Annotated in this window: 13 protein-coding genes, 3 pseudogenes and 1 riboswitch; of the genes and pseudogenes, 2 read left to right on the forward strand and 14 right to left on the reverse strand. The window is 33.3% G+C overall.

The window, feature by feature from the left end:
- Window positions 1-212 precede the first annotated feature (212 nt).
- Complete coding sequence (locus tag CN946_RS05875; protein ID WP_098860291.1) at window positions 213-1,400, forward strand: Ger(x)C family spore germination protein; 1,188 nt, start codon at window positions 213-215, stop codon at window positions 1,398-1,400.
- 669 nt (window positions 1,401-2,069) lie between these two features.
- Here CN946_RS05875 and CN946_RS05880 read toward each other — a convergent pair.
- From CN946_RS05880 to CN946_RS05900, 5 genes are all read right to left on the reverse strand, one after another.
- The gene (locus CN946_RS05880) at window positions 2,070-2,777 is read right to left on the reverse strand and encodes a coiled-coil domain-containing protein (protein ID WP_098860292.1); all 708 of its coding nucleotides are present in this window, start codon (window positions 2,775-2,777) and stop codon (window positions 2,070-2,072) included.
- A gap of 309 nt (window positions 2,778-3,086) precedes the next feature.
- Window positions 3,087-4,076 (reverse strand): aldo/keto reductase, encoded by a 990-nt coding sequence (locus CN946_RS05885; protein ID WP_098860293.1) that lies wholly within the window; start codon window positions 4,074-4,076, stop codon window positions 3,087-3,089.
- 67 nt (window positions 4,077-4,143) lie between these two features.
- Entirely contained in the window at window positions 4,144-4,728 is a 585-nt protein-coding gene (locus tag CN946_RS05890; protein WP_098860294.1) for a histidine phosphatase family protein, read from the reverse strand.
- Between the two features lie 246 nt (window positions 4,729-4,974).
- On the reverse strand, window positions 4,975-5,928 hold the full coding sequence (locus tag CN946_RS05895) for an ATP-grasp domain-containing protein (RefSeq protein ID WP_098860295.1): 954 nt from the start codon (window positions 5,926-5,928) through the stop codon (window positions 4,975-4,977).
- Between the two features lie 15 nt (window positions 5,929-5,943).
- Window positions 5,944-6,993 (reverse strand): LLM class flavin-dependent oxidoreductase, encoded by a 1,050-nt coding sequence (locus CN946_RS05900; protein WP_098860296.1) that lies wholly within the window; start codon window positions 6,991-6,993, stop codon window positions 5,944-5,946.
- A gap of 132 nt (window positions 6,994-7,125) precedes the next feature.
- Window positions 7,126-7,232, reverse strand: a riboswitch (SAM riboswitch).
- Window positions 7,233-8,091: 859 nt separating this feature from the next.
- Here CN946_RS05900 and CN946_RS05905 point away from each other — a divergent pair.
- The gene (locus CN946_RS05905; protein WP_176547221.1) at window positions 8,092-8,469 is read left to right on the forward strand and encodes a hypothetical protein; all 378 of its coding nucleotides are present in this window, start codon (window positions 8,092-8,094) and stop codon (window positions 8,467-8,469) included.
- A gap of 584 nt (window positions 8,470-9,053) precedes the next feature.
- Here CN946_RS05905 and CN946_RS05910 read toward each other — a convergent pair.
- From CN946_RS05910 to CN946_RS05950, 9 genes and pseudogenes are all read right to left on the reverse strand, one after another.
- Window positions 9,054-9,407 (reverse strand): annotated as a pseudogene (locus CN946_RS05910) (SDR family NAD(P)-dependent oxidoreductase); the annotation flags it as partial.
- 180 nt (window positions 9,408-9,587) lie between these two features.
- The gene (locus CN946_RS05915) at window positions 9,588-10,352 is read right to left on the reverse strand and encodes an ABC transporter permease (RefSeq protein WP_098860298.1); all 765 of its coding nucleotides are present in this window, start codon (window positions 10,350-10,352) and stop codon (window positions 9,588-9,590) included.
- Window positions 10,352-11,113, reverse strand: a complete 762-nt coding sequence (locus CN946_RS05920) for an ABC transporter ATP-binding protein (protein WP_098860299.1) — start codon at window positions 11,111-11,113, stop codon at window positions 10,352-10,354. The genes CN946_RS05915 and CN946_RS05920 overlap by 1 nt, the downstream gene beginning before the upstream one ends.
- Before the next feature lie 153 nt (window positions 11,114-11,266).
- A complete protein-coding gene (locus CN946_RS05925) occupies window positions 11,267-11,611 on the reverse strand; it encodes a DUF1048 domain-containing protein (RefSeq protein WP_097976037.1) in 345 nt (114 codons plus the stop codon).
- A gap of 18 nt (window positions 11,612-11,629) precedes the next feature.
- Window positions 11,630-12,007 (reverse strand): DUF1048 domain-containing protein, encoded by a 378-nt coding sequence (locus CN946_RS05930; protein ID WP_098860300.1) that lies wholly within the window; start codon window positions 12,005-12,007, stop codon window positions 11,630-11,632.
- Window position 12,008: 1 nt separating this feature from the next.
- Window positions 12,009-12,332 carry a PadR family transcriptional regulator gene (locus CN946_RS05935; protein ID WP_098231526.1) on the reverse strand — a complete coding sequence of 108 codons (324 nt, stop codon included), beginning with the start codon at window positions 12,330-12,332 and terminating at the stop codon, window positions 12,009-12,011.
- Between the two features lie 653 nt (window positions 12,333-12,985).
- Window positions 12,986-13,393, reverse strand: a complete 408-nt coding sequence (gene arsC, locus CN946_RS05940; protein WP_098860301.1) for an arsenate reductase (thioredoxin) — start codon at window positions 13,391-13,393, stop codon at window positions 12,986-12,988.
- A gap of 23 nt (window positions 13,394-13,416) precedes the next feature.
- Window positions 13,417-14,277, reverse strand: a pseudogene (arsB, locus tag CN946_RS05945) (ACR3 family arsenite efflux transporter); the annotation flags it as partial.
- 9 nt (window positions 14,278-14,286) lie between these two features.
- Window positions 14,287-14,714, reverse strand: a pseudogene (locus tag CN946_RS05950) (ArsI/CadI family heavy metal resistance metalloenzyme).
- Window positions 14,715-14,771: the final 57 nt, after the last annotated feature.

Here is a 14,771-nt window from a genome sequence, read left to right on the forward strand (position 1 = left end):
ATTTTAGATGAAAAGAGGATATTTTAAAATGGAATTATTACAGAAAAGTGGGGTTTTTTAAATTGGCTATGTAAAAGTATACCGTTGAAAACAGTACATTAAATTACAAAAAAATGGAAAAATTATAATATGTAGTATGAACCCCTATAGGAATTGAAATTTGCTTTTTAAATTACGAATTACAAAAAAGCTAATATATTGGAGAATAAAATGTGAAAAAGAAATTTTTTATTTCATTTCTTATTGTAAGTATGCTCTTAGGTGCTTGCTCTAATTATAAAGAATTAAATCAAGTATCGATTGTGGTTGCAATGGGAGTCGATTACTTGCCAAAAGAAAAAAAATATCTTGTAATCACTCAAATTTTTAATCCTAGTGCAATTGCAACTGCAACACAGTCAGGGTCTCAAGGTACTCCGGTTATTGCGTTAGATGAAAAAGGTAGAACTATTACTGAAGCTGTACGAAATGTGTCTAAGAAAGGATCTCGACAAAATATTTATTCTCATGTTGCACTTGTCATAGTAGGAGAAACATTAGCAAAAGAAAAATCACTAAATTATATTTTCGATGTATTTGAAAGAGATTCTAAAATTCGTGTAAATATCCCAGTTATTATTGCAAGAAATAAAAGCGTAGATATCATAATGAATAATATAGCACCACTTGATAGGATATCAGCTAAATCAATTGTTGGTAAGATTAAAAATACATCAACCCTTTTGGGTGAAAACCAAGAAACATTAATGCGTGAGGCAATTTCTGCAATTTCTAGTAGGGGAAGGGAACCCGTAATAAATGGCGTGAGTTTAGAAAATGAAAGTGAAACATCACAAACACTTGAAAATGCTAATAAAGTCAATTCTAGTTATGATAGTATAAATGGCACAGGGATATTTAGAGATGGAAAATTAGTTGGTTGGTTAGATGGACCACCGGCAAAATCAATACAAATTATTGATAATCTGATCAACGAAATGAATGTAGAAATACCATGTAATACAAAAGAATATGATTCGATGGAGCTTACTCGGGTAAAAGCAAAGACGGAAATTAAAATAAAAGATAATATTCCAATAATAAATATAAAAATTAAATCAATTGGCCATATTGACGAGGTATTATGTAATGCTAATTTTGATAAAGCAATAACGCTTAATAAATACGAAAAAACCGCTGAAAATGTTATAAAACAATTAATAGAAAAAGGGATATCAGAAGTAAAAAAACTCGGTGGAGATGCATTTGGATTTGGTGAAAAATTATACATGGTTAATCCAAAAATTTATAAAAAATATGAAGATAATTGGAATGATACATTTAAAAAAGCAAAAGTTACAGTAAGTGTTGACGTTAAAATTAATAATGTCGGAATGAGAAGGAAACCTTATCCTTATTAGGAAAGACTTAGTATTTGCTTTTAAAATTCTCCTTGAAAAAACAGGACATTAGAACTCAGTATAACCCAACTTGGAAACTACAAAAGCCCCCTGTACTATTTGGGGGCTTTTCAATGTAATGCAATATAATGTAATCAATATTGAAAAAGTTCGAACACTAAATAAACTTCGTCGAAAAGTAGTAAATTTAATTGTTATGTAGAGGTTTTTCTAATATATCACTACTAGTCATTACGGACATAGTGTCACAATTAGAATTATTTCTTATCATTAAGAAATTTGTAGATATTTCCCGGGAATTTGTAAGATTTTGATATGATATAAAATAAAATCTACTATTCAAAAGTATTATTTCAAACTGAAATTAACTGATATCAGTTGATTTTTCATTCTACTGGTGGCTAAGATGAAAAAATCTAATAACGATCGAATATCGCATAGTGATACATTGGTTCTGTTATATGTTACTTTTTTTGTATCGTATACGAATTTTTACGATTAAAAAGATTTTTGAATTAATTGCAATTTTTAACAGCTAATGTATACGAAACAAAAAGTCGATACATCCTTATGGAAGTATCGACCAGAAAGTACTTATTAAAGTATTCATTTTTAAAAGTTTTAATATAATTTGTACAAGATTAGCATAAAAAGAATTTAATAGGTCCTTTATTTTCTAAATAAAGAGAAAAGCCATCCCCATTTTTCTCTAGGCTTTTGTATCACAACTTCTAAACGTTTATTAAAATTATCTTGTGATCGCCATTCTTTTCTTTGTTCTTCTCGTATGTTTTGTATTTCTTCTTGTAAAAAACCAATTGTTTGTTTTTCTTGTTCCCGTAATGTCTCGTATTGGATTTTTTGTTGTTCGGCTAATTTTTCAATTTTGGTATAAGTTTTATTGGATGAATTTCCAATATTTGCACTTATATCATGATGATCTTGCTGAAGCCTGGAAACCGCCGTTTTAAGTTCTGTCATATCATTTTTCAGTTGAACATTCATTTCACGTGCAGCTGCGAGTTCACTGACTAAAAACCTTAAAAACTCTTTTAATTGATTTGGGTCATGTGGTAAATTTTCATATGTATCGGATATCGTAATTTGTGTTTCATCGTAATCTTCTAATCTTTCTTTTTGTTGAAATACGAGGTCTTTTGCAGCATCTTCCAGGGGCTTTTCTGAATCGCGTAACGCTATAAGCACTCTAATATCAGATTGAACAAATATACGCCGATCGCCATCTTTCAAGAACTCATATCCATTGCGCTCTAAGATTTGACCATACTTTCGAACAGTAGGTGTTGCAATACCCAGTTCTTCTGCTACTTCCTTGGAAGAAAAAGCTCGTTCATTCGGTTGTATATCACTTCGCATAACGAACCTCCTTTTTAACAAATATGAAGGATTTTTCGGCATATTGCAACATATATCACTGTGATACAAAAAAACTAGTGAGTATTTCCTACTTTAATAGTTTTTAGAGTAGCGCTCTTACAAAAGCATTTTCTTGGAAACGGCAAAAGTTAAGGTTTGAACATTTGATCTAAGAAGTGTTCTACAAATAAATCTTATAAAAGGAAAAAAATGCCCCCTAACTTAATTGCCCTAGTGAAATAAACAAAAAAAAGCCCCTTTTCACACTTAAGGAAAATAGGGGATAAACTCATAATATTAAAATTAACATTAATTAGAGCCTAAAGCACCAACCACTGGATGAGGAACATAAGGCTCTTCCAAATACGCAACTTCATTAGCCGTTAATTTAACCGACAAAGCCCCAACTGAATCTTCAAGATGTGAAATTTTAGTAGCACCAATAATAGGCGCAGTAACTGGTTCTTTCTGCAGTAACCAAGCAAGAGCTATGTTTGATTTTGTTACTCCATGTTTTTCGGCAATCTCTGCAACACGCTCCACAACAAGACGATCCGTATTTTCAGTTGCACCATATTTAGATTTTTGAATTTCATCAGTTTCAGATCTTAGCGTTGTATTTGACCAATCACGCGTCAATCTTCCTGATGCAAGTGGGCTATATGGAATGACGCCGATTCTTTCTTCTTTACATAAAGGGAGCATTTCTCTTTCCTCTTCACGGTATATCAGGTTTAGATGATTTTGCATTGATACAAATCTAGTCCACCCATTTTTCTCTGCAACATGTAAAGCCTTTAAAAATTGCCATGAATACATTGCTGAAGCACCAATATATCTTACCTTACCAGCCTTCACTAAATCATGAAGTGCCTCCATTGTTTCTTCGATTGGTGTGTTATAATCCCAACGATGGATTTGGTATAAATCCACATAATCTGTTCCGAGGCGTTTAAGACTTTTATCAATTTCACTCATAATATGCTTTCGGGAAAGTCCCGAACCGTTAGGACCTTTGTGCATAGGAAAATAAACCTTCGTAGCAAGTACTATTTCATCTCGATTGGCATAATCTTTTAATGCTCTACCAACAAATTCCTCACTAGTTCCATCTGAATAGACATTCGCCGTATCAAAAAAGTTGATACCTAAGTCTAATGCTTTTTTAATAATGGTACGGCTACTTTCCTCATCGATGACCCATGGATGGATCCAACGCTTTGCATCTCCAAATCCCAAACACCCAAGGCAAAGACTAGATATTTCTAACCCTGTATTACCAAGCTTAGTATATTCCATTTTAATTTCCTCTCTTTCAAAAATATGTATTCTATTAATCTAAAAGTAAAAAGCTTTTTAAAGCTAACTATACCTGGACTACATCACTGAAATTATGATTGATAATCTCTACTAATTTAAATTCCCTGTTCTCATATTCAAACTTCAAAATGCAACAATTTCCAATTCGGTCTTGTTGTGTAATAGAACTTCTATGCTCCCAAACCCTCATGAAATTCCGTAAAGCCGCTCCATGGGATACAGCTAAAACCACTTCATTATCTTCTTCCATTATTTTTTGACAAGTAATTGCTATTCTTTCTTGCAACTCTGTTTGGTCTTCTCCACCAAACGTAACAAAGAAATCACCATAAGGCAGCGGTGGATTTAAATCTTCACTTTCACCTTCAAACGTTCCAAAGTTCCATTCCTTTAATCCTTTTAATCTTGTATAAGGTAAATTCGTTACAATTTCTAACGTATCACTTGCTCTTTCGGAAGTTGAACAATAGGCCTGGTCGAAAATAATATTGTTTTCTTTAAAATACTTTGCAGCAGTTTCAGCTTGTCTAATTCCTAATTCCGTAAGTGGTGAATCACACCATCCTTGAATCTTCCTTCTTTTATTAAATAATGTTTGTCCATGTCGCATTAAATAAAAAGTCTTTTTCATTTGTATCCTCCTTTTGAATTTTAAAAATCAAGTGGTACGAATTCATTTGACCTTTTTTAGCCTCAAAATTTAAAACTTACAATCTAATATTATCAATATATTATTTTTGATTGTTAGCATATTCCTCTTAAATAATTGCCTAATACTCTAAGTTCCAGAAAAAGTTTAACAAACTGACCACAAAAAAGCCCAAACCTTTGTTATGTTTAGGTTTGAGCTTTTTAAGGTTATTCTAAATAGTTCTACTTAAGCCGTTGCTGTAGAGTATTTTTCTTCCAATGTCTTCTTTAAAAATAATGCTACTTCAAGCATTCCGTATTTTCCAGCTATTACTTCCGCATCTGAGTTATAGTTGGTATTTGTATTAATATCATAAGTATAAATAACACCTTCAGCATTTCTAATAAATTCGATTCCAGCAACTTGAATACTATTTTTAACTAGAACTTCTTTATATTTCTCTAAAATTTCGTCGTCAAAACCTTCAACAATTTGGAATTTAGGCTTCTCTTCTACTTCTTCACCTACTGGGCAGAATAAATCACCAATTTGGCACGCATCAGCTGGGCATAGTTCAAACCCTTCCGAAGTATCTACTTTAACAGCATAAACAAAGTTTCCGCCAACAAACTCGCAACGAGTGATGTAGCTTTCAGGTGATTTGATGTATTGTTGAATAAGTGTAATACCATCGACTGGTTCTTCAAATGTCGGTCCATCGACATAAGCTTTTAAAGCATCAACACTATGGAATAACTGGACACCTAACCCTTTACCGGCACGATTATGCTTCGTAATAAATGACTGTCCAGCAAAGCTATTAGCTGCTTTAATAATGTTTTGTTTTCCAACTGCTGCGATTGTTTTAGGAGTCTTCACACCATACTTTTCTAGCTCTAAGTATTGTAAAACCTTACTAACTTCTAGCTTTAGGGCATTGGTACCATTCAAAACCGTACGGCCATGTGCTTCAAGCCAAGCTAATACTTGCCCAGTAAATTCAGCTGCAAAACGATGATCACGTGTATGAGAAGAAGCACTCATTCGACTATAAAAAATCCCTTCTGGTGGTACTGTTGATAAATCTACTGTACCTTCGTCTAAATGCCATTCTTCAAATGGAACACCAAGCTCCTCTAATCTTTTTGTTAAATGGATTGTCCATTCACTATTTTCATGTATTACATATACTTTGCTCATTTTTATGTCCCCATTCTAGTTTTTTATTAAACTACGTTTTTGTTCTACTAATGGCATAACTTGCTTTGAAAATCGTTTCATTTCCTCTAGTTGAGGTGAAAATTGCAATAATAATAAGTCTAAGCCAGCTTCTTCATATTGAAATATTCGATCTGCAATTTGCTCTGGTGTCCCTACTAGATTTGGTCTAAGACCACGATTTGAAACTGAGTAATCTTGTAATTGAATTTGCTGCTCTAATTGTGATTTTGTCGTGAAGTCTTTAAAGCCAGCATAACCGCTAGAATCTTTCACTGTCGTAATTTTTTCTAACTCAGCCAAAGCCTCTTCTTCTGTATCTCTACAAATAACATAAGCGGCCATACCGAAAGAACTTAAAGGTGCATTGCCAGTTTGTTCACGGCGTACCTTCATATCTGTTACTTTCTGATTAATTTCTTCAACTGTTCCACCGTGCATCACATATGCGTCACACTTTTCTACAATGGTTTGCTTACCTTTATCACTTTCACCACCTGCATAAAGAATAGGGTTTGGTCTTTGTACAGGTTTTGGAGCAAGCCTTGTATCCTTTAAGTCGTAAAATTTTCCAGAATAATTGAACGTTTCTTCTGTCCATAAGCCTTTTAGGACATCAATAAACTCCTCTGTACGAGCATAACGCTCATCATGTTCTGTAAAAATACCGCCATATTGACGAGCTTCTTCTGCCCACCATGCAGAAACGACGTTTAGGGTAAAACGACCGTTACTGATTCGATCTATATTTGCGGCCATTTTTGCTGTTACTGCAGGATTATGAAAACCTGGACGAATCGCGGTCATAATTTCGATTTTTTCCGTCACTGCAGCAAGTGCCGCTGCTGTTGACCAAGCTTCAAGTGAATCATGCTCTGGACCTTTAATATCGTTTAAATATAATTCAGCAATTAAAGTAGTCGAGTATCCCCATTTTTCAGCTGATTGAATGACCTCTTTAGCATATTCAAATGTTGGTGGCATTCTTTCGTCATCCACATTCCGTAACCAGCCTCCAAAAATCGGTAACCAAAAACCATATTTCATTTCTATTCTCCCCTTTATTTTTCAAATCGTCTAGTTTTCATATTGGTTAAGTTGGGTTTTCATTTAAACTTAAATAAGAAAATAAAAAGAGCCTCTTTCATTCAGAAAGAGGCATCGGAAACAATTGTTTTCGACTTATCTATCAGAATGATTTCATTCTGCAGGAAGTGGCACCGTTCCTTAATAAGGAGGTTGCCGGACGTCATAGGGCCTGATCCCTCGGTCACTCTCGATAAGTTTGTGTTATGTAATTTCATTAACTGAATCATAAATCCTAGTAAACAGATTGTCAATAATGGAAATTAAACATTTTTGTTAAGATAGCGCTTTTCATCGTTATATTTATTAGAAAAAATGAAATTTTATAATTATTTAATTAACATTAAACCAAAGTTAACATAGTACCAGTTCCCTTTAGTTTCACTTCTGATTTTACTCGAAATTCTTGAGCTCATAAATTTTGATGCATCTTTCTCATACTTTTTCAATTCTCTATTTTGATGTAATGATTTTTTGGACTCCTCAATAAATCCTTTTACCTTTATATGAACGTCTACATTTCTTTTTATCTGCAAGTTTACTTTAAAGATGGTGCGGCACTACTACAAATCATGAAAACAAAAGGTTGGTTAGTTCCAGCACCACTTCACTTTGAAACAAAACAACAACAACATTAAAAAAATTGTCCACCTATAAAATTAGGTGGACTTTTTTTAGTTTATTGGTGCAATCTTATTGCAATTCTTTCTCCATCTCTAAAAAATTCTCCGTTAGGTCTTTACTCTAAAACCTCTTGGACTTTTTGTAATCTGTTTTACTTATTTACGTACTAAAGTAGTAAAAAAGTGTAATATAGTTATCATATTTTTATCGCCTTTAAGATTCGAGATATTGTCACACTTTTTTTATTTTTTAACATATTATTTTGTTAAAATTTAATTAAATTTTAGTAATCGAAAAAGGAGAAAGTATGTGAAAAAATATTTTTACTCATTTTTGGTACTGCTATTAGCTTTTAGTTTTGTAAAACCGGTATTTGCAAATGAGGAAAGTCTTAATAATTGTGATATCTTTAAAAATTACAATGAGGAAGAATATTTGTTAGTAGTAGATGATTCTATGACTAATAGCGAGCAGAAAGCTATAATCGATGAATTTTTAGCAAATCCTGAATTAGAATCTTTAATTTTTTTAAATGCTTCTGAACTATTAGAAGATCATGTTCCCTATGATGATATTAAACCAAAAGCTAGACTTGGAGTTAATATGTATAAAGTTAACAACATTCGTAATGGTAGTGATGTTACAGGATCCAGTGCTATTGCCACTGCAATCGGTGAGCCAGGCGTAACGATTGGAATCTCACAAACTAAAAGTGTAGCAACTACAATCAGTTCTAGCTATGGTGCTAGTAATTCAGCATTAACAGCCTCTTTAGGTTGGGATGTTACCAAAAGTGAATCCGTTTCAATTTAAAGTTCAGTAACAGTCCCTAATACAGTAAATTGTAAAAAGGTTGCTAAATTGGCTTTAAAAGCATACCCAGTATTTAAGACTAAAAAATATGATGTTCTAAAGATACCTTGGTACTCAATTTATTGGAGTTTAGAAGGGACAGGTACGGCTAAAAAATCTTATGGAGTGGAATATAAAAAAACGTATACTTATAAATAATTATTGAGTTTATTAAAAATGAAAAAAACTACTTATTTTTATTTTTAATGTTGATTATACTTATTGGAAGTTTAAAGATTCCTAGTATATTAGAATCAACCTACCCATTTGGTAAAGATGATATGGGACAAGCTTTTTATAATATAAAATATTTAGTACAAAATCTGTTTTATTTAGTTTTTATAATCTTTATTAATTTAATTTTATTGACACTTTTTTTAAAAAATAAAGAGTAAATGCCCTTTCTCCGGTAAGTAATTTAATCGTGTTATGTTTTATTTTGTTTATCTGCGGAAGAAGAATGCAATATATTGAAAAGAAGTGCATTTTCCGAATATCGAATAATGTACTACTTTTTCAATATGTGTCATTTCTGAGATAGATCGTTACCAATCAATGCTTTCTCCATCTCTAAAAAATCCTCCATTTGGTCCATCATTTCCAATTGTCGCTAACCAAATAATAGACTTAGCAGCTTGCTCAGGAGTTCTTGGTGCAGATAGTCCACCCATATCAGTACTTACCCATCCCGAATCGACGGCATTTATATTGATATCTCCTTTGATTTCTGCAGCTAACAATCTTGTCAATCCATTTAGGGCAAGCTTAGATAGCTTATAAGCTCCTACTTCTGGATATGCCATTTCACTCATCGCTCCATATTCTGAAGAAATATTAATAATTCTTCCATAACCTTGTTTCTCCATAATAGGAATAAAAGTACGAATCACATTGTAAAAATAAAAAATAACTGTATTTCAAAGGATTAAAAAGTCGATAATAAAAGACTTTTATAAAAAATTGTAATAAGTATTTTTTTAGAGAAACTAAGGTTTCTCTTTTTTAATTTCATAAATACAATGTAAACCCAGAAAAAGTACAGACTGAAAGAATTCCTCCTCACCCTGTACTTCGCCATTTTATTTCATACGTTTTTTATATACCTTCATTGAAATCACATAAAACAAAATCCCAATTCCAACTAGCCAGAACAACGCTGTTACAATCGCACCATAATCCGGCTGCCCAGCCAAAAGGGAACGGACACTTTCGGCAATTGGTGTCATTGGCTGATGTTCGGCAAAAGCTCGAAGCTTGCTACCCATATTATTCGTCGGAACAAAGGCAGAACTTACAAACATTAAGCCCATAAGTAGATAAGAGAACACGCTTGCACCTTCATACGATTTTGACATTAAACCACATGCTACTGCAATCCAAGTGAAAGAAAATACGGTAAGCAGGAACATACCAACTGCTAATAGCCACTCCACAAAATCAGCGTGAGGACGAAATCCCATGATAAAAGAAATAAGAATCACCGCAGCAACTGATAATAAGTTTAATAATAATGTTGAGATGACATGCCCTCCCAAAATGGATGATTTGGCGATTGGCATGGAATGGAATCGATCAAATATTCCTCTAGTCATGTCAGTATTCACTCGAACCGCTGTATAGGAAATCCCCATTCCAATACACATAAGCAACACACCTGGAACGATAAAATTCACATAATCTACTTTATTCATTGTCATGGCACTACCGAAAATATAGACAAAAGCAAGCATAAGCATAATCGGCATAAGAATGGTTGTGATAATTGTGTCAATACTTCGTAGTGAATGCTTCATCACCCGACTGCTCATTGTAATTGTATCACTGAAAAAATGGTTTCCACTCATTACAATTCTCCTTTCTTTCCGGTAACAGCGAGGAAAATTTCCTCAAGGTTCGGCTGTTTTTCCACGTATTCCACTTTTTTAGGTGGAAGAATTGCTTTTAATTCATCTAATGTTCCTTGAACAAGAATCTTTCCTTCATGTAAAATCGCAATGCGGTCAGCTAGTTGTTCGGCTTCTTCTAAATATTGGGTAGTAAGAAAAACGGTAATACCAGCTTTCGCCATATCTCGAATCACTTCCCACAAAGCTAACCGAGCTTCGGGGTCAAGTCCAACAGAAGGCTCATCAAGAAAAACAAGTTCAGGTGACCCGAGTACTGTCATTGCTAAATCCAAGCGTCGTTTCATACCGCCTGAGTAAGTAGCAAGAGCTCGATCTCCAGCTTCGATTAAATCAAAGCGGCGTAAACTTTCTTCCACAGCTTCTTTCCGATTAGGCAAGTGGCGAAGTTTTGCTACTAGATCGAGATTTTCACGCCCTGTCAAAATATCATCTACTGCAACGTTTTGTCCGGTTAGACTGATTTTCTCACGTACTTGTTGTGGGTTCGTTTGAAGGTTGGCATTACAAACTTCAATTTCCCCTTTATCTGCCTGCAGTAAAGTAGTTAAAATTTTAATAATAGTTGTTTTACCAGCACCATTTGACCCCAGTAAAGCGAAGACACTGCCTTTCTTTACTTCAAATTCCACGCCTTTTAATACTGGGACATTTTTATATGATTTTTCAAGCCCTTTCACTGAAATTGCTGTATTACCCATAATCGTTTCCCTCCCATATATGAAGTTGAAGGCGCGTTCACTGCGTAGTAGCGCCTGCAACTGGTTTTTTCTATATTGACTAACAATTAATCATTTCTTAATTGTTCAAAATCTAACTGAATAGCTAGTATTCCAAAAAGGTATTTAAGACGCTTATTTCTTCTTCCCAACACGATCTAGAATGCTTTTGTTCAAATTATTGCGTAACTTATCATCCCATCTTTTCGCTTGATCGGTAAGTCCATTGGCAAATGCTGTCAAGTCTTCACCTGTCACTTCTAATACGTCTTTGCCATCTGCCGCACCAGCTTCAAATAAATCAATGAGATCGTACTGGATTCTCAGCATATCCATGCCACTTCCAGAGGCAAAACTCCACATATAGTTGCAGATTGTTTTGTAGGCTTCTGAGTAGTTTCCTGGCAAAGCTTCCACACGCGCCATCATTTCTTTGTATTCTTTTTTGTCATCAAGTATCTTTTTGATAAAATTTATCATGATATTTAGCCCCCTACATTATTTTTTATTCGTCCATATTTTTACTTGCTGTTCTACTCTACTCTCGATGTCTTTTTTCATATCTACTTGCCTTCCTAATATACTTGCCGATTCTCCTTCTAGTTTTGAGAGAGCCATCAATTCGTCAGCAAATGCCGCCACGTCTTCACCGGTAACATCTAGCACATGCTTGCCTTCTGCTGAACTTGCTTCAAACAGTTCATACAAATTAATGATTTCTTCACCAAATCCATATCCAAAATTCCACATGTATTTTTGAATTTTTTTGAACACAAATGCGTAATCTTTCGGAAGGGCGTTTACTTTTTTCATAAATGCTTTGTATTCCTTCTTGCTTTCTAGATCGCCAATGATTAGCTCTATAAATTTCTTCATATTACTTCTCCCCTTTTAAGCTATTTATTTTCGATGAAACAAAATCCCATTTTTTCCAAAATTGCTGTAATTCCTCATGACCAGCTTCCGTTAATGAATAAAACTTTCGAGGTGGGCCCATTTCAGAACGTTTTTTCTCAATATTTACCAATTCTTTCTTTTCCAGCCTGATCAAAATTGTGTAGACTGTACCTTCGACAACCTCTGTAAAACCTAAATCATTTAAGAGTCGAGTAATCTCATAGCCGTAAGTATCACCACGACTTATGATTTCAAGTACACATCCTTCTAATGAACCTTTGAGCATTTCTGTTAAATTTTCCATTGCTTACACCCCCTTTAATATTTGGTTAAATAGTTTTCGGCCTATTTTGAATACATAAAACCACTTCTCAAGCTAATTAGTAATACAGATATTCAGTGTCACTTAGTACTGGATAAAAAAAATATCTAAATAGACTATGGAGCAAGGATTTCATTTGATAATTTTCACATGAATTCTTTTCAGCTATCTAGCGTGACTGATATTCAGTATTACTTAGTAATAGTATATTGTATTACTGGGTAGCGAAAATGTGAACGGATTTTTTAAAAAAATTTATAAACATTTTCAACTATTTATTATTACAGATATTCAGTATTACTTAGTACCATTACATAGTAACACTAAGTAGTGAGGTTATCAAGCTGTTAAAAAAATAAAAAATATTTTTTTAAGACTAAAGTGCATAGCAATCTAACAAAAAACCTCTTGATAACAATCGTTGAAGTTATATGAAGTTATTATAAAAAGTATGCCCAACCATTTTTTCTGAACAAGTAGCCATTAGCTATTATCGAAAATTTTATTTAGTTTATTCATTTACTAAACGATGTTTATAAAAAACACGTCATTATTAATCAATTAAATAAAGGATACCAAAATACTATGGTATCCTTTTAACTTTATACAAATAAACTTAATGATGATATTTTATTTTACTCTTCAGTTTCAGCGAATTTCTTAATACGTTCACCGATTTCATCACGTACTTTTTGAAATACTTTCCACTCTTGACCAGCAGGATCATCAAATCCCCAATGTTCACGTTTTACATTTGGAGGAGTTACTGGGCAAACGTCATTAGCATGACCACATAATGTAACAACTAAATCCGCACTGTTTAAAATGTCATTTTTAATGATATCTGAAGTTTGATTACGTATATCGATCCCTACTTCATCCATCGCTTTAACTGCATTAGGGTTTACACCATGAGCTTCAATACCCGCTGATAAAACAGTCCATTCATTTCCTAAATATTTTTTCCCCCATGCTTCTGCCATTTGGCTACGGCAGGAGTTTCCAGTACATAAGAAGTAAATTGTTTTTTTATTGTCTGCCATGTTTTTTCCACCTTTGTTAAAATTTATCTTGTTGTTTCTTTTGCAAAATACTTTCTTCTTAACCACAATGCTGCATTAATTAATGCAATCATTACAGGCACTTCAACTAGTGGGCCAATAACTGCTGCAAAAGCCGCTCCAGAATTAATTCCAAAAACTCCAACTGCAACTGCAATTGCTAATTCAAAATTATTACTTCCAGCGGTGAAAGCTAATGTGGTTGATACCCCATAACTTGCTCCAGATTTCTTTCCTAAGAAGAACGATACAAAGAACATAATAATGAAATAAATTAATAAAGGGATAGCAATACGGACAACATCTAAAGGAAGTTCAACAATAACTTCTCCTTTTAATGAGAACATCACAATGATTGTAAACAGCAATGCGATTAGTGTTAATGGACTAATTTTAGGAATAAATTCTTTTTCATACCATTCTCTGCCTTTTGCTTTAACAAGGATTATTCTTGTTAATAATCCTGCTAAGAAAGGGATTCCTAAATAAATGAATACTGATTTTGCAACTTCTGGCATTGTGATATCAATTTCCATTCCTTCTAATCCTAATACTTTTGGTAAAACTGTAACGAAAAAGTATGCATATACAGAGAAAAATATCATTTGAAAAATTGAGTTGAATGCTACTAATCCGGCAGCATATTCTCGATCTCCATCAGCTAAATCGTTCCATACAATTACCATAGCAATACATCTCGCTAAACCAATCATTATTAAACCAACCATATACTCTGGATAATCTCTTAAAAAAATAATTGCTAATAAAAACATCAATAATGGACCAATTAGCCAGTTTTGAATTAATGATAAAAATAATACTTTAACATCTTTAAATACCCTTCCAATTTCTTCGTATCTAACCTTATGGACTTTTTAACAGCATTGATTCGTTGAAGGAGAAGTTGTTACACAACAGCTTTCATCTTTTATGCTGTGGACTTCACTATCTGCTTTTGTATAGAAGAACTCCCACTCATTTCCATCTGGATCTGTTACCCAAAACTTATCTTGTACCCATAGCAACAAGTTGTATCCATTTCTTCACGTGCGCAGAAACCTTCTTTTTCTATTCTCTTCTTATGAGCTAAAATTTCTTCAGTTGTTTCAAATTGGAAACCATAGTGGTTTACTTGATTTCCCTTAACTTAATCACGAACATTCAGCGTAAAAATCAGCCCAGGATTTTCTACAAAAATTTCGTATATCCTTCTTTCACTGGTAATGAGCCAAATATCTTTTGATAAAAAATGATTGATGCCTCTAAATTTTTTACATTTAACTCCCACATGAACATATTTCATATAGAATAACTCCCTATATTTATTAAATCAAAAAAATTTGATTTAATGACAAAAAAA

The sequence above is a fragment of the Bacillus sp. AFS053548 genome (assembly GCF_002575105.1).
GTDB lineage: Bacteria > Bacillota > Bacilli > Bacillales > Bacillaceae_G > Gottfriedia.

What these genes read in the sequence shown, in the direction of transcription:
- CN946_RS05895 (WP_098860295.1), bottom strand. Translation starts at nt 5,928, where the DNA reads ATGAGCAAAGTATATGTAATACATGAAAATAGTGAATGGACAATCCAT.
- CN946_RS05890 (WP_098860294.1), bottom strand. Translation starts at nt 4,728, where the DNA reads ATGAAAAAGACTTTTTATTTAATGCGACATGGACAAACATTATTTAAT.
- CN946_RS05920 (WP_098860299.1), bottom strand. Translation starts at nt 11,113, where the DNA reads ATGGGTAATACAGCAATTTCAGTGAAAGGGCTTGAAAAATCATATAAA.
- CN946_RS05930 (WP_098860300.1), bottom strand. Translation starts at nt 12,007, where the DNA reads ATGAAGAAATTTATAGAGCTAATCATTGGCGATCTAGAAAGCAAGAAG.
- CN946_RS05885 (WP_098860293.1), bottom strand. Translation starts at nt 4,076, where the DNA reads ATGGAATATACTAAGCTTGGTAATACAGGGTTAGAAATATCTAGTCTT.
- CN946_RS05880 (WP_098860292.1), bottom strand. Translation starts at nt 2,777, where the DNA reads ATGCGAAGTGATATACAACCGAATGAACGAGCTTTTTCTTCCAAGGAA.
- CN946_RS05925 (WP_097976037.1), bottom strand. Translation starts at nt 11,611, where the DNA reads ATGATAAATTTTATCAAAAAGATACTTGATGACAAAAAAGAATACAAA.
- CN946_RS05900 (WP_098860296.1), bottom strand. Translation starts at nt 6,993, where the DNA reads ATGAAATATGGTTTTTGGTTACCGATTTTTGGAGGCTGGTTACGGAAT.
- arsC (WP_098860301.1), bottom strand. Translation starts at nt 13,393, where the DNA reads ATGGCAGACAATAAAAAAACAATTTACTTCTTATGTACTGGAAACTCC.
- CN946_RS05935 (WP_098231526.1), bottom strand. Translation starts at nt 12,332, where the DNA reads ATGGAAAATTTAACAGAAATGCTCAAAGGTTCATTAGAAGGATGTGTA.
- CN946_RS05915 (WP_098860298.1), bottom strand. Translation starts at nt 10,352, where the DNA reads ATGAGTGGAAACCATTTTTTCAGTGATACAATTACAATGAGCAGTCGG.